This is a genomic window from Variovorax sp. R-27, from assembly GCF_049913215.1.
In the GTDB taxonomy this organism is placed as follows: Bacteria; Pseudomonadota; Gammaproteobacteria; order Burkholderiales; family Burkholderiaceae_C; genus Variovorax.
Map to the genome: position 1 here is coordinate 5,331,956 of NZ_CP183984.1, position 20,383 is coordinate 5,352,338.

General features: G+C 62.3%; 14 protein-coding genes. 2 read left to right on the top strand and 12 right to left on the bottom strand.

Annotated elements, in window-relative coordinates; all coding sequences use genetic code 11:
- Nucleotides 1-77: 77 nt before the first annotated feature.
- Nucleotides 78-392 (top strand): hypothetical protein, encoded by a 315-nt coding sequence (locus ACN9MV_RS24930; RefSeq protein ID WP_426389960.1) that lies wholly within the window; start codon nucleotides 78-80, stop codon nucleotides 390-392.
- Between the two features lie 95 nt (nucleotides 393-487).
- Here the strand turns inward: ACN9MV_RS24930 and ACN9MV_RS24935 are convergent, their stop codons facing one another.
- Both ACN9MV_RS24935 and ACN9MV_RS24940 read right to left on the bottom strand, forming a co-directional pair.
- Complete coding sequence (locus ACN9MV_RS24935) at nucleotides 488-865, bottom strand: cytochrome c oxidase assembly factor Coa1 family protein (RefSeq protein ID WP_093077298.1); 378 nt, start codon at nucleotides 863-865, stop codon at nucleotides 488-490.
- A 119-nt stretch (nucleotides 866-984) separates the two neighbouring features.
- Nucleotides 985-1,266, bottom strand: a complete 282-nt coding sequence (locus tag ACN9MV_RS24940) for a hypothetical protein (protein ID WP_307617357.1) — start codon at nucleotides 1,264-1,266, stop codon at nucleotides 985-987.
- Nucleotides 1,267-1,291: 25 nt separating this feature from the next.
- Here ACN9MV_RS24940 and ACN9MV_RS24945 point away from each other — a divergent pair, with 25 nt between their 5' ends.
- Entirely contained in the window at nucleotides 1,292-1,504 is a 213-nt protein-coding gene (locus tag ACN9MV_RS24945) for a hypothetical protein (protein ID WP_426389963.1), read from the top strand.
- A 70-nt stretch (nucleotides 1,505-1,574) separates the two neighbouring features.
- Here ACN9MV_RS24945 and ACN9MV_RS24950 read toward each other — a convergent pair whose 3' ends face one another.
- The 10 genes from ACN9MV_RS24950 to ACN9MV_RS24995 all read right to left on the bottom strand — a co-directional run bounded on the left by ACN9MV_RS24950 (nucleotide 1,575) and on the right by ACN9MV_RS24995 (nucleotide 20,368).
- Nucleotides 1,575-1,922 carry a hypothetical protein gene (locus ACN9MV_RS24950; protein ID WP_426389965.1) on the bottom strand — a complete coding sequence of 116 codons (348 nt, stop codon included), beginning with the start codon at nucleotides 1,920-1,922 and terminating at the stop codon, nucleotides 1,575-1,577.
- A 476-nt stretch (nucleotides 1,923-2,398) separates the two neighbouring features.
- Nucleotides 2,399-6,676, bottom strand: a complete 4,278-nt coding sequence (locus tag ACN9MV_RS24955; RefSeq protein ID WP_426389967.1) for an RHS repeat-associated core domain-containing protein — start codon at nucleotides 6,674-6,676, stop codon at nucleotides 2,399-2,401.
- A gap of 845 nt (nucleotides 6,677-7,521) precedes the next feature.
- Nucleotides 7,522-8,733 carry a flagellar hook-associated protein FlgL gene (gene flgL / locus ACN9MV_RS24960; protein WP_093077303.1) on the bottom strand — a complete coding sequence of 404 codons (1,212 nt, stop codon included), beginning with the start codon at nucleotides 8,731-8,733 and terminating at the stop codon, nucleotides 7,522-7,524.
- A gap of 38 nt (nucleotides 8,734-8,771) precedes the next feature.
- Entirely contained in the window at nucleotides 8,772-10,736 is a 1,965-nt protein-coding gene (flgK, locus tag ACN9MV_RS24965; RefSeq protein ID WP_426389969.1) for a flagellar hook-associated protein FlgK, read from the bottom strand.
- 102 nt (nucleotides 10,737-10,838) lie between these two features.
- Nucleotides 10,839-12,554, bottom strand: coding sequence for a methyl-accepting chemotaxis protein (locus ACN9MV_RS24970; protein WP_093077306.1), 1,716 nt, complete (start codon nucleotides 12,552-12,554; stop codon nucleotides 10,839-10,841).
- Nucleotides 12,555-12,573: 19 nt separating this feature from the next.
- The gene (locus tag ACN9MV_RS24975) at nucleotides 12,574-14,295 is read right to left on the bottom strand and encodes a methyl-accepting chemotaxis protein (RefSeq protein WP_426389971.1); all 1,722 of its coding nucleotides are present in this window, start codon (nucleotides 14,293-14,295) and stop codon (nucleotides 12,574-12,576) included.
- Between the two features lie 3 nt (nucleotides 14,296-14,298).
- A complete protein-coding gene (locus ACN9MV_RS24980; protein ID WP_305367592.1) occupies nucleotides 14,299-16,239 on the bottom strand; it encodes a methyl-accepting chemotaxis protein in 1,941 nt (646 codons plus the stop codon).
- A 77-nt stretch (nucleotides 16,240-16,316) separates the two neighbouring features.
- Complete coding sequence (locus ACN9MV_RS24985) at nucleotides 16,317-17,984, bottom strand: methyl-accepting chemotaxis protein (protein WP_426389974.1); 1,668 nt, start codon at nucleotides 17,982-17,984, stop codon at nucleotides 16,317-16,319.
- A gap of 63 nt (nucleotides 17,985-18,047) precedes the next feature.
- Complete coding sequence (locus ACN9MV_RS24990) at nucleotides 18,048-18,572, bottom strand: chemotaxis protein CheW (RefSeq protein WP_093178595.1); 525 nt, start codon at nucleotides 18,570-18,572, stop codon at nucleotides 18,048-18,050.
- Nucleotides 18,573-18,649: 77 nt separating this feature from the next.
- Nucleotides 18,650-20,368, bottom strand: coding sequence for a methyl-accepting chemotaxis protein (locus ACN9MV_RS24995; RefSeq protein WP_093057942.1), 1,719 nt, complete (start codon nucleotides 20,366-20,368; stop codon nucleotides 18,650-18,652).
- Nucleotides 20,369-20,383 lie beyond the last annotated feature (15 nt).

The following is a 20,383-nucleotide window of genomic DNA, read 5'->3' on the forward strand; positions in this document are numbered from 1 at the left end:
CCAACCCGTCGAGCCGCCGCCCTCAATTGGCGTTGAGTGCGTCGGTTTCAGCAAACCGAAACCCTTGGAGGCCATTCATGGCTGGATTCACTCGCGCGTCCGCGCACGTCACCTCAGTTCCCGAATCTTCTGAAGCCGCCGGCGTTGAATCGCTTGCACTGCAGGCGTGCGATGACATCGACAGCCTTCACGCTGTGCATCGTGCCTACGCGTGTCTCGAAAAGCTCATCGTTCCGCAGGGTGTGAACGATACGGAAGAGGTGTATCCGACCCGCACCGAACTCAGCGCGCTGGTGCGGGTGGTCAATGAGGAACTGCAGCGGCGGGTCGAAACGGCCGACACCACGATGCAGTCGTTGCGTGTTGCCTTGAGTGAAGGCGGTGCGCGATGAACACCTTCGAGGTTATCGATGCCAGTCCAACAGGATTCGAGAAAACTAAAAAGAGCTTGGGCCGACGTCCACGAAACTGGCGACAGCCCACTGCTCTACTTCTCAGCAACCACCGCGGAGGACTCTTTGATAGTTGCCACCTGAATCTCCTGGCCATCGAGGCTCATCGACACGATCCTCCAATTACCACTTTTTACGAGGCTCGCATGCAACTCGCCAGTCCCACTGGAGCCTTCCACGGAAGCGGAAAACTCCGCGTTTCCACTTGGCCCCGACATTCGGATCGAGTACCCGAAGAAATGAAGGCTCATCTTCGGACGATCGCCTACTTTTTCTCTTATGCCGTCTGAGGTTTGAACGAAATTTCTCAGCGTCTGGTACGCGTCGGTCTGCTTGATGATCAAGTGGCCTGCGACCTCAGAAAGAGGGAGAACCACCAGCACTACTACGGCAGCCCATTTCAGAAATTTCATGCTGCCACTCGCCCCATTCCAGCTCGCATTTTTTGAAGGCTCATGTGCCCAAGGCCCGTCGCTTCGTTGAGATGGTTGTGTTCAGAAGCTGTTCGTTTGAGGAGTTCAGTTACTTGATCTCAATCCTGCCGGTCTTTTTCTTTGCGAGTTGATTGTGTGTGAACGAACAATCCGACGATACCAATCAGGAAGCCCAGAAAAATAGCCTTAGCGCCGAGTTCCACTTGATCGAGTGCAAGAGCGATTACCCCTCCGATCCAAGCCAAGGAGATGCCTGCAGTCTGAATGTGAAGCCCCGTCTGTGGCTTGCCCGCATAGAGTTTTCGGTACAGAACGACAACTAACGGGATGAGCACAGCTAAGACCACTAAGCCAAGAAGAAAACCCTGACGATTGGACATATCACCTCCTTAAGCACCACGTTTTTTGAACGCAATCGACATAGCCTACACCAGCACCCCCGCCAAACTGACCGCGCGTCCCAACCGCCACCGGCAGCTGATCGACAGCATCGACAACGTTGCACAGACTGTCGAGGAGTCCAGTGCGTTCGCACAGGGCAAGAAACTGGTCGAGCGCCATCCGTTCCTGACGGGGCTACTGGGACCGTCGATTGTTCGGAAGCTGTTTGGACGGTGAAGAGCAGGGCCCAGCGGGAGAGCTGGGGCCGCTAGGAACGGGTCGCCTTATTGCGAAGCACCGAACCTCTTCACGGGGTCTTTATGTACCCGGTGTTTTTCCAGAGAAGTTCGGATGAAGTGATGCCAAGGGCGGCCGACACCTGCTCCAGCCGATGCTCCCAGTCATCTAGCTGCGAGCAAAAGAACAAATCCACTGTGTTCTCGGGAAGGCCCTTGTACTTGCAAAGGTAGAAGCGAAACCCGTCATCCAACTTCAAATACGCAACGTCGTACTCTTGAAGGTCATCGAGTTCATGTTCAACGTTGAAGTTGAACCTCTTGGCAAGAATCGAAAGATTCGATGGAATGGTCGCTACATGAGCGACATTGAAGTCGAACGATTCAGCGTCAAGCTGCGAAATTGAAGAGGGCATCATGGAGCTGTCCTTGTAATCGTCACGGGAACACATGCCAGGTCCCCTACTGGGAGGCAAGAAGCTCGTTGGGCCCCCCGCTTCTGACGGGGCTACCTGGGCCGTCGATTGTTCGGAAGATTTTCGGGCGGTGATGAAAGGCCCAGCAGAAGACTGGGTCATCACGATCTGGTCGTGTCGAAGCAACCTCTACGAACCCGTCGTGTCGCCTCGCGTTCTTATCCAGGGCGATCCAGGTTCTTTTCGCTCAGATTCCCAGCCGGGCTCAAGATCCATCTCTGAGCGAAGGCTCGGATCATCTTCAAGCACGTGTCCGATGCCTACAACTCGATAGGCCGAAGCACTTTGCTCGTGCTCTCCACCACAAACAAAGCACCAGTCTCCGTCTGGGCGAGCTATTAAACGCACAGGCTCCGTCTTTTCAAAGACATGGATGCAAACATAGGACTTCAGGTTACCTGGGATCATGCTGGTCTCGGTCAATGGTTGGGAATCCACTCGTTAGGAAATAATCGCCGACCCTTTTGGCGATTGCACTTGCGACACGCGCTGAGGATGTTATCGATCTCGGACCCCCCGCCATTGGCCCAGGCTTCCTCATGATCAAATTCCCTTGAGTTGTCATGCCCGGAATCAGGCCTCATCTGCTGCCCACAGTACTGGCACCTTAGCCTTCCTTTGTCATCCGTCGCCTGTTGATCTGAGAGTTCTCGCGTGTCCTTGTCTGGCAGTCTGGCCTGAGTCAGATTGCTAATGCCCTTGCAGATGTCCAGAATTAATCCTGGCACGGTCAAGCTCAAAGGTGATACCGGCGTTTGGGGTTTTGGCCACGCAAGTACAGGCGGGGGAATGGGAATTCCATCGAGATCGCTGCCGCCTTGTGGCGAAGAGCTTCGACCAGGCAAAACAGGCGGGAAGGGCATCGGCCCCCAAGGGGCAGGTGCAACTTGCAGGCCCTTGGGGTCGGTGAACCTCAGTGGGTTTTGATACGCATAGCCGATGCGATTCCAACCGCCATCAAGTCCGATGGGGTCAGGCTGCGTGTATCTCCCACAACTTGGGCAGTAAGAGCGATAGCCATTGAAGAACAGCCCCGATTCCTCATCGGCGTACTGCCCCGGATACCGCAGGTTGAACTTCACCTCAGAGATGCCCGTCGTGCCCGGACTCGGCGTCACTTCCAGATTCGCAAACCGGTTCTTCGCAACCGTCGGCTTGTCTTCCCCGAACGCGCTGTAGCCCCACTGCCAGACGGCTTGGCCGTCTGCGTTGGTCAGCTTCCTCGGGGTGTTCAGGTGATCGCTGTGGACGGCGTATGTCGTTCCGTTGATCACCGCCGCAACCGGCATCGGCCCATTGCCCGTCGGCAGGTAGATGTACTGGCTCTGCCCCGCACTGTTCGTGCCCCCGCTGCCCACCTCCGCGATCAGCGTGCCCTGCTCGTCGTAGACATAGGCGTAGCCGAGTTGTTCCGCCTGCGTCGTGCTCGGGCTCCACAACTTCGTGAAGAACGCGATCAGGCTCTGCATGAAGCCCGGGTCGGCCTCGTCGCCCTGGCTGGGCGGATACAGCGGCTCCGTCTTGAACACCCGCTGCCCCAGCGCGTTGTGCGCATAGCGCGTGGTCGGGCTGACATCGGTCGCACCCGTCGTCGCCGCGGCAAGCCGCCCTTCGGCGTCGTAGGTGTAGCTGCGCAGGCCATCCGTCAGGAGGTCGCCGTTGGCGTTGTAGCCGTAGGTGACGCTGGTGCTGCTCGCGCCGTTGATGGTCTGGCTGAAGCCCGTGAGCTGGTTGCTTGCAGACCCCACCGTGTAGGTGCGGCTGGTGCTCGTGCCATTGAGTGCCCGGGTGCTGCTGTTGCGGTTGCCGTTGGCGTCGTAGCCGAAGCCTGCGGTGTTGCCCGTGGCGTCGAAGCTCACGATGCGCCCCACGGCGCTGTAGCCCACGCTCCAGGTGACGTTGGCATTGGCGATGGTGCTGTGGGTCGGGTCGGTGTCGCCGGGCTGGTAGAGGTTCTGCGTCAGGCTGGTGATGCGCCCGGCTGCGTCGTAGGCGTAGCTGCTGAACTCGGTGGCGGTCAGCCGGCCTGCGGTGTCGTAGCTGCGGCTGGCTCCGATGGAGGGGCTCGCGAACGCCCAGGTCCACGCCGTGGGCTGGCCCAGCGGGTTCCAGGCGATGCCGGTGACCAGCGGGTTGCCGTTCAGGCTCAGGCCTGTGAGGCGACCGGTGCTGTCGTAGGTGTGCGTGAGCACGCCGCCTGCGTTGGGGTAGCCGATGCTGGCCAGCGTGCCGTTGGGGTTGTAGGTGTAGCTGACCTGCTGGACGCTGCCGTTGGCCAGGGTCTGCTTCTTGAGGGTCACGCGGCCGAAGGTGTCGCGGGTGTACTCGGTGGTGCCGCTGCGGTCGACGATCTCGGACAGATAGCCCTTGCTGTTGGCCGTGAGGTCGTAGCGCAGGGTGGTGGTCTTGCCGTCGGCGAAGACCAGGCCAGTCGGGCGGCCCAGGGCATCGCGGGTGATCGTTGTCGCCTGGCCGAGGGCGTCGGTGATCTGGCTGGGCAGGCCGAGGTTGTCGTACTGTGTGCTGGCTCCACCCGTATCGGTGCTGCTCTCGGTTGTTGCGTTGCCTTGGGCGTCTCGGGTGTAGGCGGTGGCCACGCCCTTGAAGTCGCTGGCTGAAGTCACCGCGTCCTGGGCGTTGTAGCTCAGGCTGGCACTGGCACTCGCTGCATCGGTAACGGTCTTGACGCGGCGCAGGTTGTCAAGTCCATATGCGGCAACTCTCTGATTCCCGTTGTACTCATCCGTGAGTTCGCCATTGGGGTCATAGTAAAAAAAGCTCGTCTGGTTGGAGCCTTCAGTCCTGCTTAAGAGGCGGTTGATGTTGTTGATGGTGCGCGCCACGCTCCAGGCGACGTTGCCTGAGCCGTCCTTGACCTGCTCAGCAGTACGGTTGCCCATGCCATCGAGGGCGTAGGTGCCGGATTCGCCTCGGCTGTTGCCCCAGCCGATCAGGCGGTGGGCGGCGTCGTAGGCGTAGGTCAGGACCAAGCCTGAGGGCAAGGACACCGTCTCGACCGTGCCGTAGGGCTTGTAGGTAAGAACTGTGGTCCGGCCGCCGACGGTCTGGGTCAGCAGGCGGTCGCGCTGGTCGTAGGTGTAGGTAGTGACGAGGCCGTTAGGGGCCGTGGAGCTGATGACACGGTTGGCGAGGTCGTAGGTGTAGCTGGTGACGTGGCCCAGAGCATTGGTGGAAGTGAGGACGTTGCCACGGATGTCGTAGATGTAGCTGGTGACTGCGCCGTTGGGCTCTGTTGCCGTATCAACCAACTGCTGCGCGTTGTACGTCCACTGCCAGAGTTGGGCCTTATTGGTCGCCGTGTCAGTGACCGTGCGAGTCAGCACATTGCCAACAGCGTCGTAGGTATAGGTAGTGGTGCGGCCTGGCTCGGTTACCAGCACGGGCAGACTGAACATGGAATGCCACTGAGTGGAGGCCGTGCGGGCATCAGGAGTGCCGGAAGCATGGACCACGGTCGTTGGCAGCCGACGAGCCACATCCCAGGCCGTAGTGTTCACTACCCCCTTGAAGTCGGTCTCCGAGGTGATCAGGCCGTTGGCGTCCTGCGTGCGCCAACCCATGTCAGGCTGGCCCGTCCCCGATGCCTGGGTAGCATAGCGAACGGCGACTTTTCCCGAGTCAACTTGGTATCGATACTCCCGGATCATTCCCAAGGGGTCTTTGACTTGTGCCCCATATCCAAGATAGGTGACTTCGTAGCGCTCGACACCTCCCGCCAGTTCGGTGCTGATGGCCTGCCCCTGGCTGCTATAGGCAAAGGTGCCCCAACGCCCTCCGGCTTCATCAACGATGCCAGTGAGAGCATGAGGATAGGTGCTGTTTTCGTAGAGGAAACCTCGGCTCTTTCCATCGGGATACAGCACTGTCGCCAGATGCCCCTGGGTGTCGTAGCTATAGCCAATGAGACGACCATCGGCGGTGGTGACAGTCGCGAATCTGTTTCCAGCGTATGTGAAGGCGAGGCTTCTGCCGAAGCCGTTGACCACCGCCGCCAAGCGACCGTCCCCGTCATAGGTATAGGCATAGCTGAACCCGTTGCGCTCGGTTCTGGTCTGCAGCTTGCCCTCGGAAGTAAACGCCAGGACGCTGTCGTCCTCCGCGCGCTTGTAGATCCACGAGCTATTGACCTCACTCAGGACGTCGGCACCATTGTTTGCAGTCCATGTAGTGGAAGAGTCGGATTGCCTCGTGAAACTGCGGTTGTAGCCCTCAGGCATAACGATGGAGATGCGCAGATTGTCGGGAGACTGAACCAACTGCCACGCGTGGTTGTGGCTCCACCCTACACCCAGATTCGCCTTTGTATCGGTGCCATCCAGCCCCCAACTGCTGCGATACGTCCGCACAAAAGAAAGAGGCGCTACACCGCCATCAATCCAGTCCGCCTCCGAGCGGTACTTCTCTTGAGTGGAGGGCAAGATCGGACGACCAACAGACAGACCATCGGGGGTGCATTGCCCTGCAACCTGCTCTGGCTCTGCAGGTCTGCAAGCAAATGCGGTGACGTCGTCTTGCAGACCTTCCTGGCAGATGCAACTGCCCATATAGAGGCTGCTTCTGCTTGGGCAATCTTGTCGATAGCCGATACTCGCGCCTGCATAATCCCGAATCCCCATTACGCCGGCTGGCTCTTTCCAATACAGATCAACGATGCACATTGAACCGTCTGAACTCAACCGTGGATCCTTCCAAATCCAAGGATACTGACCTTGAGGTAGAGGCCCGTACTGCGCATTGATTTGATCTACAAAGTCAACGCAGGCTTCCAACCGGGTCGAGAAGCCATCCGGCTGGAGAGTGTGGTCAGCTATGTATCTGACTCGCGGGGGAATACCCGCGTGCGCCGCCGCGGTGATCAGCAGCAGCGTTACGCAGGCGATCGTGCGAATGGACGGACTGAACTGAGTACGCCAACTCGTTGACCATCCCCGTCGAGATGCCACCCGAAGCAGCAACCCAAGCCAAGCCCTTCTGAAACCCGTCATCGCTTCCTCCCCTTGTTTTCTTTGGCGTGCTATCCGCGTCCATGGTCATCTTGGTGGGCTCTGACCCGCGACAGTCAATCACCCGTCAGACGACGCGCAACTGCTACGCAACGTACGCCTACAAGTTGTTTCAGATTAGCCGAAAGGTCACACCCAGACAACGACAGACCAATGGCACGAGGTAAGTTGATCGCTGGCTGAATATGAAAGTACGCAGCGCCCCGGAGCTTGCTGTTGTCATTGGGCGACTACCCATAAGCCTGCGACCGCGCCGGACCAAATTCATGCTCGCATGGTCATTGGCGACCGGCGCCGAAGTCTTAATAACGGCGTGAGGCGCCACGCATCCCAGCGCGGCAAGACCACTTCCAATTCCGCGTCTAGCCTGAGGTTGACCCGCGCGGCTTGGAGATTCGGGTTCAGACTCTATTTTCCTTACGTGATTCCTCCTCACGCCAGCCGCACGCTGCACACTTCCAGAGTGGTCTACCCCTTCGCAATCGGGCCAACGCAAGGCCACCCAGCCCTGCCTACCTCTACAAATAATTGAACAACGAAATACTATTCAACTTAGCAAACGTCATCTGCGTAGCCTGCAACGAAGACTGCCGCTGATAAAACTCCGCAATCGCGCTATACGGATCCAGGTCTTCAATGGAAGACAGATAAGACTCTTCCTGCAGCTTGCGATCCCCACCACCCGAGTCCAGCGCATCGATCTCGCTCTGCCTTGAGCCCACCGACGACAACACCGTCAGCACGTTGTCGTGCGCATTCGTCACCTTCACGTTGGCTGTGGCCAGCGCGTTCTGCAGCTTCGCCTGCGCAGCCGCGCCACCACCGCTCAGCGGCGTGCGCAGCGCACTCACCAGCTCGCCGATGGCAGCGAACACATCGGTGCCGGCATTCTTCGCGGTAGACACATCAAAGCTGTCGCCAGCCGCCGGCGTGCCAGTGATCTTGATCTGCACGCCGCCGAAGTTGATGGGCGTGTCCGCAGAGATCGGGCCGGTGGCTGCGACCACCGGCGGCGTGTCCTTGGTCGTCACCGTGTAGTCGGTGGCGCTGAAGGTGATGGTGAAGTCCTTGCCGTAGTTGGGCGCGGTGGCGTCGGTCACGCTGACAGAGCCGAACACGCCGGTGCCAGTGTTGCCCGCGGCGCCTGACGCCACATAGCCCGCACCGCCCTGCACCGACTGGAAGACGCTGCGGCCGTCGTCCGATGTGGACATCTGGCGCGCCACGTCGACCTGCATCAGCCGCTGGCCCTGGTCGCCGACGTACTGCACGCCGCCGCTGGCCGTGGCCACGAAGGGCGGGGAGCCGCTCTTGAAGCCTGCGAACAGATACTGGCCGTTGCCATCGTCGGAGTTGGCGATGCCCACCAGCTGGTCATAGCTGCTCTGGATGGTGGTGGCGAGCGATGCGCGGTCGGCGTCCGACAGGGTGCCGTTGCCGGCCTGCACGGTCAGGGCCTTGATGTTCTGCAGGATCGAGGTCACCGAGTTGAGCGCGTTCTCTTCGGTGGAGAGCGAGCGCGACGCGCGTTGGCGACTGGTGGCGTACTGCGAGATTTCCGACAGCGTCTGGCTGACGCCGAGTGCGCGGGCCGCGCCCACCGGGTCGTCGCCTGCCGAGAGAAATTTTGAGTTGGTCGCCAGCTGCTGCTGGACCCTGAACAGTTTCTGCTGTTGCTGGCCCATGGCCAGTACGTTCTGTTCGTAGAAGGATTGGGTGCTGATGCGCATCGCTTTGCCTTGTTGAATCTGCTTGACGTTGGGCTGGCTCAGCTGCCAATGCCGAGGATGGTGTCGAAGATGGTCGAGGCGGTCTGGATCACCTTCGCATTGGCCTGGTACATCTGCTGGAACATCAGCAGGTTGGCGGTTTCCTCGTCCTGGTTTACGCCCGAGATGGCCTGCTGGCTGGCCTTGATCTGGCTGGTAACGCTGTCTTGCGTGGTGGCTGCCACCTTCACTGCCATGGCGCGGTTGCCGACTTCGCTGACGATCTGCGAGTAGGCGCCGTTGAAGGTTGCCGTGCCGTTGGCCATGGTGGTCTTGCGCTGCAGTGCGCCCAGCAGCAGCGCGTTGCTGCCGTCGGATACGCCCGCGGTGTTCTTGCCAATGGTGAAGGTGTCGCCTTGCGCAGGCGCGCCGGTCATGGCAACGGTGATGCCGTCGAAGCTCATCTTCGCGCCGGCGGTGTAGGGCACGGGCGTGCCGGCCGCGTAGCTGGTGCTGGTGCCATCGGCCAGCGTGACCGTCACGGCCGAGGTGGCCGGAAAGCCCGTCAGGTTGCCGGTGGTCGCGTCGTAGCTCAGCGTGACGGTGCCGCCCAGCGGCGTTGCGGGGTAGCTCGCATCCACCGTGGCCGCGCCCAGCGCGCCGGAGCCCTTGTTGCCGACGGTATTGCCGGTGACGATGGGCGATGCCGCGGCCACCTTGGCGGGGTCGAGCGTCAGCACGTCGAGGTCGCGCGCGCCGGTGCGCGTGGGCTGCACCAGAAACGAATCGCCGGCCTGCGCGGTACCGCTGGCGGCCGTGAGGCTCACGCCGTCGAAGGTGATGGGGAAGGTGGTGAAGGAGCCCATCGACTGCTTGTCCGACAGGCGGGTGACCGAGTAGGTCAGCGTGCCGGCCACGTCGGTGACGCTCACGTTGTAGTCGCTGGTCGTGAGTTGCGACGCGTTCGAGAGCGTGCCGGTGAGTTCGAGGTTGCCCGCGTTCTTTGCGTTGGAGAGCACACCCGGCACGGACTGCGTGAAAAAGTCTTTGCCCAGTGCGCCGCTGAGGTCCACGCCCAGCTTGCTCTGCGCGTTCACGGCGTCGGCCACCGACATGGCGAGCCGGCCGATGGAGTTTTGCGTGGGAATGAGCGTGTCGCGCCGAAAGCTCATGAGCCCGCCCAGAGTGCCGCCGGTGATGACGCCGTCCGACAGCTCGGTCGTGTTGCCGGCAAAGCCCTGCAGCGCCACGGCCTTGCGCGACGGGTCGGCGGCGGAGTTAACTGCCGCCATGGTGGCGGCGTAGTCGCCCGTCACCAAAGACTGGCCGGTGGCGATGAACACGTTGTACTTGCCGTTGTCCTGCTGCAGCACCTTCACGTCGACCACCTGGCTCAGCTCGCTCACGAGCTGGTCGCGCTGGTCGAGCAGGTCGTTGGGAGGCTGGCCGCCGGCCATGGCGCTGATCTGGCTGATCTGCTGGTTGAGGCTGGCGATCTTGCTGGCGTAGGTGTTGATCTGGTCCACGCTGCCGACGATCTGCTCATTGACGGAGGAGTTCAGGTCCGACAGGTACTGGTCGGTCGCGCGAAACTTGCTGGCCAGCGCCTGCGCCGAGCTGATCATCTGCTGGCGCGCCGCCGGGTCGGCCGGTGTGTTGGCCACGCCCTGCACGCTGGTGAAGAAGCTCTGCATCAGCGGCGCGATGCCCGAGGTCTTGTCGGCCAGCAGGGTGTCGATGCGGTTGATCTGCGTGCTGTTGGTGGCAAGCGCGGCCGAGGTCGACTGCGCAATAGAGAGCTGCGCCGTCAGGTAGCGGTCGTAGCTGCGCGAGACGGTCGTGACGTTGGCACCCGAGCCAATGAAGCCCGAGCCTGTGCCAGTGGCGTTGCCCGTGGCGATTTCTGCCACCTGGCGGCTGTAGCCGGCGGTGTACACGTTGGCTGTGTTGTGGGCCGTGGTCATCAGCGCGGTGCGTGCAACGCCGAGGCCGCTCAGACCCGTGTAGAACAAACTTCCGGACATATGGCTTTACCTGTCGATGAGGTGTGTGAAATGAGGTGGCATCGCCTGGATGCCTCTGGGTCTATATCGGCAGCGCCGGCCGAAAGTTGAGGGCCGATCGGGTCAGAACTCGGTCCAGTCGCCCTTGGCGTCGTTGGCCATGGCGAGTTGCGGGGCGCCAGAAGGCTCGCGCCGGGTGGGCAAGGCCTTGGCGGGGCGCTTGGGTGCTGGCTTGGCGGGCTTCGGGATTGGGGTGATACGCGTGAAGCCGGGGCGTGTGGTGGCGACGGCGTTGGCGTCGAGCTTGAAGACGCTGACGGCTTGCACCAGGCTGCTGGCCTGTTCCTGCAACGATTGAGCGGCCGCCGAAGCCTCTTCGACCAGCGCGGCGTTCTGCTGCGTGACCTGGTCCATCTGCGTGATGGCCTGGTTGATCTGTTCGATGCCTGACGTTTGCTCCTGGCTGGCAGCGGTGATCTCGCCCATGATGTCGGTCACGCGCTTCACGCTGCCGACGATTTCGTCCATCGTGCGGCCAGCCTCTTCCACCTGCTTGCTGCCTTCTTCGACCTTCTCCACCGAGTCACCAATCAGCGTCTTGATCTCTTTGGCTGCCGCAGCGGAACGTTGAGCCAGGCTGCGAACTTCTGAAGCCACTACGGCAAAGCCTCGGCCTTGCTCACCTGCGCGGGCAGCTTCGACCGCTGCATTCAGCGCCAGGATGTTGGTCTGGAAAGCAATGCCATCGATCACACCGATGATGTCGACGATCTTCTTGGACGACGCATTGATCGAGCCCATGGTGTCGACCACCTGCGATACGACACTGCCGCCCTTCACGGCAACTTCCGAGGCAGACACAGCCAGCTGGTTGGCTTGACGCGCGTTGTCAGCGTTCTGCTTGACGGTGCTGGTCAGCTCTTCCATCGAAGCAGCCGTCTGCTCCAGCGAACTCGCCTGCTCTTCAGTGCGCGAAGACAGGTCCTGATTCCCCGAAGCGATCTGCCCCGAAGCAGTAGCGATCGTTTCCGTGCCCGTACGCACCTCACCCACTACCTTCGCCAGGCTCGCATTCATCTCTCGCAGCGCGTGCATCAGCTGCCCTGTCTCGTCGCGGCTTTCCACTTCGATGTGCGTGCTCAGGTCGCCCGCGGCCACCGTCTCGGCCACTTCCACCGCATGCCCCAGCGGGCGCACGATGCCCAGTGTCAGGCGCCATGCAAACAGCGCCCCCAGCACCAGCGCAATGCCCGACAGCACCATCAACGTGGTCTCGCCGGTCGTATGGCTGGCTTCGATGTCTTGCGCCAGTTCGTCGATGCGGTCGCGCTGATACGCCGCGAGCTTGGCCACGGCCTCCTCGTAGACGGTGAGTGCGGGCGCGAACTGGTTGTCGGCCATTTCCATGGCCTCTTCGTTCTTCCCCTCGGTCTTGAGCTTGTTGATCTTCCCGATGGTCGCGAGCACGACGCCGCGAGCGTCAGCCACACCGGCATACAGCTTCTTCTCTTCCGGAGAGGTCAGCAGTTCCTCGAGCTTCTTCTGCACCGGGTTGATAAGCGCCGACTTGTCGGCCCGGCCCTTCTCGAAGTAGGCGACCACCTTGGGGTCTGTCGCCTTGACCATCGCGAACGAATTGACGATTGCCGGCCCGAGCAGGTTGGACCACTGGTTGGCCAGGCGCTCCTTGACCAGCGCGTTCTGCATCATGTCTTCCGTGGCCTTGCCCACGCTCGCAAGGCGCTGCATGCCGGTGGCGGCAATGACCAACATCAGGAGCAACACGACCGCAAAGCCGAGGCCCAGGCGGGTGCCGATTTTCAGGTTCTTCAAGTTCATTTGATTTCCTCCAGCAGACTCAGAATTCCGTCCAGTCGCCCTTCGCATCCCCAGCTACGGCGAGCTGTGGGGCTGCGGCGGGTTCGCGGCGGGTGGGCAAGGCCTTGGCGGGGCGCTTCGGCTCGGGCTTGACGGACTTGGCGATCGGGGTGATGCGCGTGAAGCCGGGGCGTGTTGTGGCCGCGGCGTTGGCGTCGAGCTTGAAGATGCTGACGGACTGCACGAGGGCGCCGGCCTGCTCCTGCAGCGACTGGGCTGCGGCCGAAGCTTCTTCGACCAGCGCTGCGTTCTGTTGCGTGACCTGGTCCATCTGCGTGATGGCCTGGTTGATCTGTTCGATGCCAGAGGTCTGCTCCTGGCTCGCGGCGGTGATCTCGCCCATGATGTCCGTCACACGGCGGACGCTGCCGACGATTTCGTCCATCGTGCGGCCAGCCTCTGCAACTTGTTTGCTGCCCTCTTCGACCTTTTCGACCGAGTCGCCGATCAGGGTCTTGATTTCCTTGGCGGCGGCAGCCGAGCGCTGAGCGAGGCTGCGCACTTCGGAGGCGACGACAGCAAAGCCACGGCCTTGCTCGCCGGCGCGTGCCGCCTCGACTGCCGCGTTCAGCGCGAGGATGTTGGTCTGGAATGCGATGCCATCGATCACGCCGATGATGTCGACGATCTTCTTGGAAGATGCATTGATCGAACCCATGGTGTCGACCACTTGCGAGACAACGCTGCCGCCCTTCACCGCAACTTCCGAGGCCGAGACTGCAAGCTGGTTCGCCTGCCGCGCGTTGTCCGCGTTCTGCTTCACCGTCGAGGTCAGCTCCTCCATCGAGGCAGCCGTCTGCTCCAACGAGCTCGCCTGCTCTTCCGTGCGCGAAGACAGATCCTGATTCCCCGAAGCAATCTGGCTCGAAGCCGTGGCAATGGTGTCGGTCCCCGTGCGCACTTCACTCACGATCTTCACGAGGCTGTCGTTCATGCCCTTCAGGGCCTCGAGCAGTTGCCCGGTTTCGTCCGTCGTCCGCGCCTCGATGCGGCTGGTCAAGTCGCCTGCCGCCACCGACTGCGCCACCTTCACGGCTTCCGCCAGCGGCCGCGCGACGATGCGTGCGATCCACAACGCCAGCCCCAGGCCGAGCGCGATGCTGCCCAGCAGCAGGCCAAACACCCAGAGCCTGGCTCGTCCGTGCACCGCGTCGGCTGTCTGGCTCGCGCGCAGGGCGCCCGCCATGTTCATCTGCGTCAGCTTGTCCAGCGTCGCGTTCATCTCGCGGCTCAAAGTCTGCGACTTGCCGCGAATCAGATTGGCCGCCTGGTCGATGTCCTGCGTATTGGAGATGGCGACGATCTTGTTGTGCTCGAGCGCGTATTGCGCCAGCAGCTTCTCGAACACCGGATAGAGCTCGCGCTCCTCGGGCTCCGAGATAAGCGTCGCATATTCGGCGCGCTTCTTCTGCAGCACCGCCCACGACTCGTCCATCGTCTTCTCATGCGCAGTCATTTCGGTGAACGAACCCAACAAGGCATGCTCCGTCTCCTGCGCGCGGTAGCTCGCCACCAAAGTCTTCAGCTCCAGCAGCGAGCGCGTGGCAGGCAGCCAGTTGGTCGAGAGGTCCGTGGACATCTCGTGAACCTTGCCGAGCTGCATCACCGAAATCACACCGAGGCAGGCCGTCAGCACGAGGACGGCAATGAACGACGCAAGCAGCTTGGTCGCGATCTTGAGGTTGTAGAAAGACTTGATCATTTTTCAGGCCGAGAAGGCCAATACCGTGTGTTGCCGGCCTTCGCCGAGCTTGAAGATGCTGACGGCCTGCACGAGACTGCCGGCCTGTTCCTGCAGCGACTGGGCTGCGGCCGAGGCTTCCTCGACCAGTGCCGCGTTCTGCTGCGTGACCTGGTCCATCTGCGTGATGGCCTGGTTGATCTGTTCGATGCCCGAGGTCTGCTCGTGGCTCGCGGCGCTGATCTCACCGATGATGTCGGTCACCCGCTTCACGCTGCCCACGATCTCTTCCATGGTCCTTCCGGCTTCGCCCACCAGGGCGGTGCCCGCATCGACCTTGCCGACTGAGTCATCGATCAAGCCCTTGATTTCCTTGGCCGCTGCTGCCGAGCGCTGCGCGAGGTTGCGCACTTCGGCGGCCACCACGGCGAAGCCCCTGCCCTGCTCGCCTGCACGCGCTGCTTCCACCGCGGCGTTCAGCGCGAGGATGTTGGTCTGGAAGGCGATGCCGTCGATCACGCCGGTGATGTCCACGATCTTCTTCGACGAGGCATGGATCGAGGCCATGGTGTCCACCACCTGGCTGACCACATCGCCGCCCTTGAGCGCCACCTCGGAGGCCGACAGCGCCAGCTGGTTGGCCTGCCGCGCGTTGTCTGCGTTCTGCTTGACGGTGCTGGTGAGCTCTTCCATCGATGCAGCGGTCTGCTGCAGCGAGCTCGCCTGTTCCTCCGTGCGCGTCGAAAGATCCTGGTTGCCCGCCGAGATCTGGCCCGAGGCGGTGGCGATGGCATCGGTGCCCTCGCGCACGCCGCCCACAACGCCGGCCAGGCCCTCGCGCATGCTTTCCACGGCGCGGGTGATCACGCCCATCTCGTCACGGCGGGCCGAGTCCAATCGCTGCGACAGGTCGCCCTGGCCGAGTGCCTGCACATGCTCGCTCAGAACACTCAGTGGCCGCACGGTGCGGCGGATGAAGACGATCAGCGCTGCCCCCAGCACCAGGGCCGCCAGCGCAATGCAGGCGCCGATCCAGGCCATCTGGCGATAGAGCCCGGCGAGCACCTCCGAAGCGGGAAGCTCGGCCACCACCAGCCAGCCCGTCGCTTCGCTCCTGGCCACCGAGGCATAGCGCCGCTGCCCGTTCGCTGCGGATGCAAGCACCGCCCGCGCGTCGTCGATCCACATGGCGTCAGGCGCCGCGACCCGCGACAGCCAGGCGGCCGACTCGTCACCAGGCAGAAGCTCGCTCAGCTTCTTGCCGGCCGCCGTCGGATGAAAGACCAGCGTCGCCGCATCGGCACCGCCGCTGGGGTTGACGATGTAGAGCCCGCCGGTCTCGAAGATCCGCGTCTTGCCCACGGCTTCGCCGAAGGAAGCCTGCTGCTGGGAAATGTCCAGCCCGATGTAGAGCACCGCGACGACGCGGCCGGCCGCATCGCGCACCGGTTCGTAGACCGTCATGTAGGGGCGCCCGAACAGCATGACGCGCCCCACGAAGCGCTTGCCCTCGCGCAGGACCGGATAGGCGCCGCTCTTGCGATCCAGCAGCGTGCCGACGGCGCGTTCGCCGCTTTCCTTCTTCACCGAGGTGGTGACGCGGCGGAAATCTTCGCCTTGCGCTACGAACACCGTGGCATTGGCGCCGGGGAAATCGCGCGCGAAGGCATCCACCTCCGCGATACGCTTGGCGTCGATGGGCGTGCCGTCACTGCTCAGCGCTCCCTGCGCGGCTCCGTCGAGAACGAAGCTGGACGCGAATTGGCGACGGAAGACGCCGAAGGCGTTCTCCGCCGTGAGGCGCATGGTCTGGTCGAAGATATCCAGCGAGCGGGCGATGGCTTCGGCCTTGGCATTGGCGTACTGCGCGGCACTGCGCTGCTGCTGCGAAGAGGCCAGCGCGTAGAAGACTGCCAGCACCAGCGTCACCACCAGGAGCATGCCTGCGACGGCGCCGAGGGTCATGGTGCGAGCCAGGGAGACGAAGGCGGGATCGCGCCTCGCGGGGTTCGCGGTTTTCATAACTACCGAGAGCCTATGGTTCAGAACTCGCGCCAGTCACCGGCACCGGCCACCGCAAGCTGCGGTGTCGCAGGCAACGACGACCCGACGTGCTTGGCCGGCTGCGTTCTGGCCTGCGTGCGAGACGCGGCTTGGCGGCCTTCGTCGAGCTTGAAGATGCTGACGGCCTGCACGAGGGCGCCGGCCTGCTCCTGCAGCGATTGAGCGGCTGCCGAAGCCTCTTCGACCAGTGCGGCGTTCTGCTGCGTGACCTGGTCCATCTGCGTGATGGCCTGATTGATCTGTTCGATGCCCGACGTTTGCTCCTGGCTCGCGGCGGTGATCTCGCCCATGATGTCCGTCACGCGCTTCACGCTGCCCACGATTTCGTCCATCGTGCGGCCGGCTTCCTCGACCTGCTTGCTGCCCTCTTCGACCTTTTCGACCGAATCCCCGATGAGAGTCTTGATTTCCTTGGCCGCCGCTGCCGAGCGCTGAGCGAGGCTGCGAACTTCAGAGGCGACGACAGCAAAGCCACGGCCTTGCTCACCTGCACGTGCAGCTTCAACCGCCGCGTTCAGCGCCAGGATGTTGGTCTGGAAGGCAATGCCGTCAATCACGCCAATGATGTCGACGATCTTCTTGGACGACGCATTGATCGAACCCATCGTGTCGACCACTTGCGAGACAACGCTGCCGCCCTTCACTGCGACTTCCGAAGCAGAGACCGCAAGCTGGTTCGCCTGCCGCGCGTTGTCCGCGTTCTGCTTGACGGTGCTGGTCAGCTCCTCCATCGAAGCAGCCGTCTGCTCCAACGAGCTTGCCTGCTCTTCCGTGCGCGAAGATAGATCCTGATTGCCCGAAGCAATCTGCCCCGAAGCAGTGGCGATCGTCTCCGTGCCCGTGCGCACTTCGCCCACCACCTTCGCCAGGTTGGCGTTCATGTTCTTCAGCGCCTGCATCAGCTGCCCTGCTTCGTCGCGGCTTTCCACTTCGATGTGCATGCTCAGGTCTCCGGCAGCGACCGTCTCGGCCACCTGCACGGCTTGCGCCAGCGGGCGCACGATGCTGCGCGAGATGAAGAACGCGAAGATGCCGCCGCTGACCACCGTCAGCACCGTCAGCAGCAGTTGCAGGTTGAAGCTGCGCGTGTTCGCCGCGTCGATGGCCTGGCTCATGTCGTCGATGGCCTGGCGCTCCATCGACAGCAGGTCGAGCACACGGGTTTCATAGGCCTTGGCGGCCGGCTGGAACGACTCCTTGAAGGCGCGTGCGGTGTCCACCGCATTGCCGCTGGCCTTGGCCTTGCCTACGTCGTCCTTGGCAGTCTGGTATTTCGCGCGCAAATCGAGAATGGACTTCAGGACGGCCTTCTCCTCCTCGGTCACCAGCAGTTTCTCGACCTTGGCAATGGTCTCGCTGCCCTTCTTCACGCTGTCGGAGATCACGTCGGCAAAAACGACCGGCAGGGTCTCGTCGGTCGTGCGCGCGATCATCGAGGTGCGGGCGATGGCCGAGTAGGTAAGCACGTACCAGTCGGAGATGAGCCGCTCCTTCGCGAGCGGGCTCTGCATCATGACCCGGGTGGCTTCCGCGTTGTTGCGCGAGGAAACCAGGGCGATCGCGGTCGAGATCACGGTCAGGCCCAGCACGATGGCGAAAGCCATGGCCAGTCGGTTGCCGATGCGGAGGTTCGAGAGAAATTTCATGGTGCAGGCCTTGAAAGGTGAATGTGTGGGGCCGAGCCTGGCCACGTGGCCATGGCGCCGGTGTCAGGCAGTGGCGGCGGCTTCGACGAGCCCCATTTCTTCGCTGGACATCAGCCGGTCGATGTCCACCAGGATCAGCATCCGCTCTTCCAGCGTGCCCAGCCCGATCAGGTAGTCGGCGTCCAGCACCGAGCCCATCTCCGGCGCAGGCTTGATCTGCTCGCCCGTCAGCGTGATCACGTCAGACACGCTGTCCACCACCATGCCCACCACGCGCCCTGCGATGTTCAGCACGATCACCACCGTGAACTGGTCGTACGTCGGGTCGCCCAGCTTGAACTTGATGCGCATGTCGATGATCGGAACGATGATCCCGCGCAGGTTCACCACTCCCTTGATGTACTCCGGTGCATTTGCAATGCGCGTCACCGCGTCGTAGCCGCGCAGCTCCTGCACCTTCTGGATGTCTATGCCGTATTCCTCTTCGCCCAGCTTGAAGGTCACGACCTCCAGGCGGTTCACGCCGGTGGACGCTGGCGAAGCCGAGGCGGCTTTCTGCAGTGGATCTCTTGCCTTGTTCAGACTCATTGCTCTCTTCCTTCGATAACAGGGAACGGGTTCATCCTGTTATCGGCATCGGATCGCTGAACTTGAGTCCTTTTTTCTCAAAACTCGGTCCAGTCGCCCTTGGCGTTGCCGGCCATGGCGAGTTGCGGAGCGCCAGAAGGCTCGCGTCGAGTGGGCAAGGCCTTGGCGGGGCGCTTCGGTGCCGGCTTGGCAGGCTTCGGAATCGGCGTGATGCGCGTGAAGCTGGGCCGCGTGGTGGCGACGGCGTTGACGTCGAGCTTGAAGACGCTCACAGCGCGCACGAGGCTGCTGGCTTGTTCCTGCAGCGACTGGGCTGCGGCCGAAGCTTCTTCAACCAGCGCGGCGTTCTGCTGCGTGACCTGGTCCATCTGCGTGATGGCCTGGTTGATCTGCTCGATACCGGAGGTTTGTTCCTGACTTGCGGCAGTGATCTCGCCCATGATGTCCGTCACGCGCTTCACGCTGCCGACGATTTCGTCCATCGTGCGGCCGGCTTCTGCAACCTGCTTGCTGCCTTCTTCGACCTTCTCGACCGAGTCGCCGATGAGCGTCTTGATTTCCTTGGCGGCGGCTGCCGAGCGCTGCGCGAGGCTGCGAACTTCTGAAGCCACCACCGCAAAGCCCCTGCCTTGCTCGCCCGCGCGGGCAGCTTCGACCGCGGCGTTGAGTGCGAGGATGTTCGTCTGGAACGCAATGCCGTCGATCACGCCGATGATGTCGACGATCTTTTTCGACGACGTATTGATCGAGCCCATGGTGTCGACCACTTGCGAGACGACACTGCCGCCCTTCACCGCAACCTCCGAGGCCGAGACCGCAAGCTGGTTCGCCTGCCGCGCGTTGTCGGCGTTCTGCTTCACCGTCGAGGTCAGCTCTTCCATCGAAGCAGCCGTCTGCTCCAGCGAACTCGCCTGCTCTTCCGTGCGCGAAGACAGGTCCTGATTGCCCGAGGCGATCTGGTTCGAAGCCGTCGCAATCGTCTCGGTGCCCGTGCGCACTTCACTGACAATCTTCACCAGGCTCTCGTTCATTTCCTTGAGCGCGAGCATCAGCCGGCCGGTCTCGTCCTTCGACTGCACCTCGATGCGCGAGCTGATGTCGCCCGCCGCCACCTTCTCGGCCACCTGCACGGCCTCGCCGATGGGCCGGGTGATCGAGCGCGTGATGAGCCATGCAATGGCCGCACCAGCCAGGACCGCGAGGGCGCCCAGTGCCAGCATCAGGTTGCGCGACCATACGTAGCCGGCGTGGGCCTCTTCCTCGGCCTCCTGCGACAGCTTGCCCTGGCGTTGGCTCATGGCGTCGAGCTCCTCGAGCAGCGCCCGCGTGGCCGGCTGGAACTTCGAGATGAAGATTGCAGTTGCCTCGTCGTTCCTGTTCTGCAACGCGAATTCGGACAGTTGAGCGCTCAGCGGCACGAGCACGGCCACCTTCTCGTCGATGCGCGCGAGCAGCGCCTTGCCATCGGAAGTGGCCAGCAGCTTCGCCAGCACGGCGCGGTTTTCGGTGAAGCGGTCGCGCGCGGCGGCAACCTTCTTCGACTCTTCGCGCATGGCGTCGGTGTCGGTCAGCAGGATCAGGTTGCCATCGAGGATGGCGATGTCGCGGACCGCGTCCAGCATCTTGTTGACCGAGGCCACCTTGACGTTGTTGCCGTTGACGATGCCGTCCAGCCGCAACTGGATGTTCGACATCGCGCTGAGGCCGAGGCCGGCAATGCCGGCCAGCAGCAGGAGTACGGTGGCAAAGCCCGCGCCGAGACGGGTACCGATCTTGAGATTGATGAATGAGTTCATGGGGTGGAGAGCTTG

Bases quoted from the DNA above. Each gene is read 5' to 3' on its own strand.
- ACN9MV_RS24950 (WP_426389965.1), bottom strand. From the start codon at position 1,922: ATGATGCCCTCTTCAATTTCGCAGCTTGACGCTGAATCGTTCGACTTC.
- ACN9MV_RS24995 (WP_093057942.1), bottom strand. From the start codon at position 20,368: ATGAACTCATTCATCAATCTCAAGATCGGTACCCGTCTCGGCGCGGGC.
- flgL (WP_093077303.1), bottom strand. From the start codon at position 8,733: ATGCGCATCAGCACCCAATCCTTCTACGAACAGAACGTACTGGCCATG.
- ACN9MV_RS24970 (WP_093077306.1), bottom strand. From the start codon at position 12,554: ATGAACTTGAAGAACCTGAAAATCGGCACCCGCCTGGGCCTCGGCTTT.
- flgK (WP_426389969.1), bottom strand. From the start codon at position 10,736: ATGTCCGGAAGTTTGTTCTACACGGGTCTGAGCGGCCTCGGCGTTGCA.
- ACN9MV_RS24975 (WP_426389971.1), bottom strand. From the start codon at position 14,295: ATGATCAAGTCTTTCTACAACCTCAAGATCGCGACCAAGCTGCTTGCG.
- ACN9MV_RS24980 (WP_305367592.1), bottom strand. From the start codon at position 16,239: ATGACCCTCGGCGCCGTCGCAGGCATGCTCCTGGTGGTGACGCTGGTG.
- ACN9MV_RS24940 (WP_307617357.1), bottom strand. From the start codon at position 1,266: ATGTCCAATCGTCAGGGTTTTCTTCTTGGCTTAGTGGTCTTAGCTGTG.
- ACN9MV_RS24985 (WP_426389974.1), bottom strand. From the start codon at position 17,984: ATGAAATTTCTCTCGAACCTCCGCATCGGCAACCGACTGGCCATGGCT.
- ACN9MV_RS24990 (WP_093178595.1), bottom strand. From the start codon at position 18,572: ATGAGTCTGAACAAGGCAAGAGATCCACTGCAGAAAGCCGCCTCGGCT.
- ACN9MV_RS24935 (WP_093077298.1), bottom strand. From the start codon at position 865: ATGAAATTTCTGAAATGGGCTGCCGTAGTAGTGCTGGTGGTTCTCCCT.
- ACN9MV_RS24930 (WP_426389960.1), top strand. From the start codon at position 78: ATGGCTGGATTCACTCGCGCGTCCGCGCACGTCACCTCAGTTCCCGAA.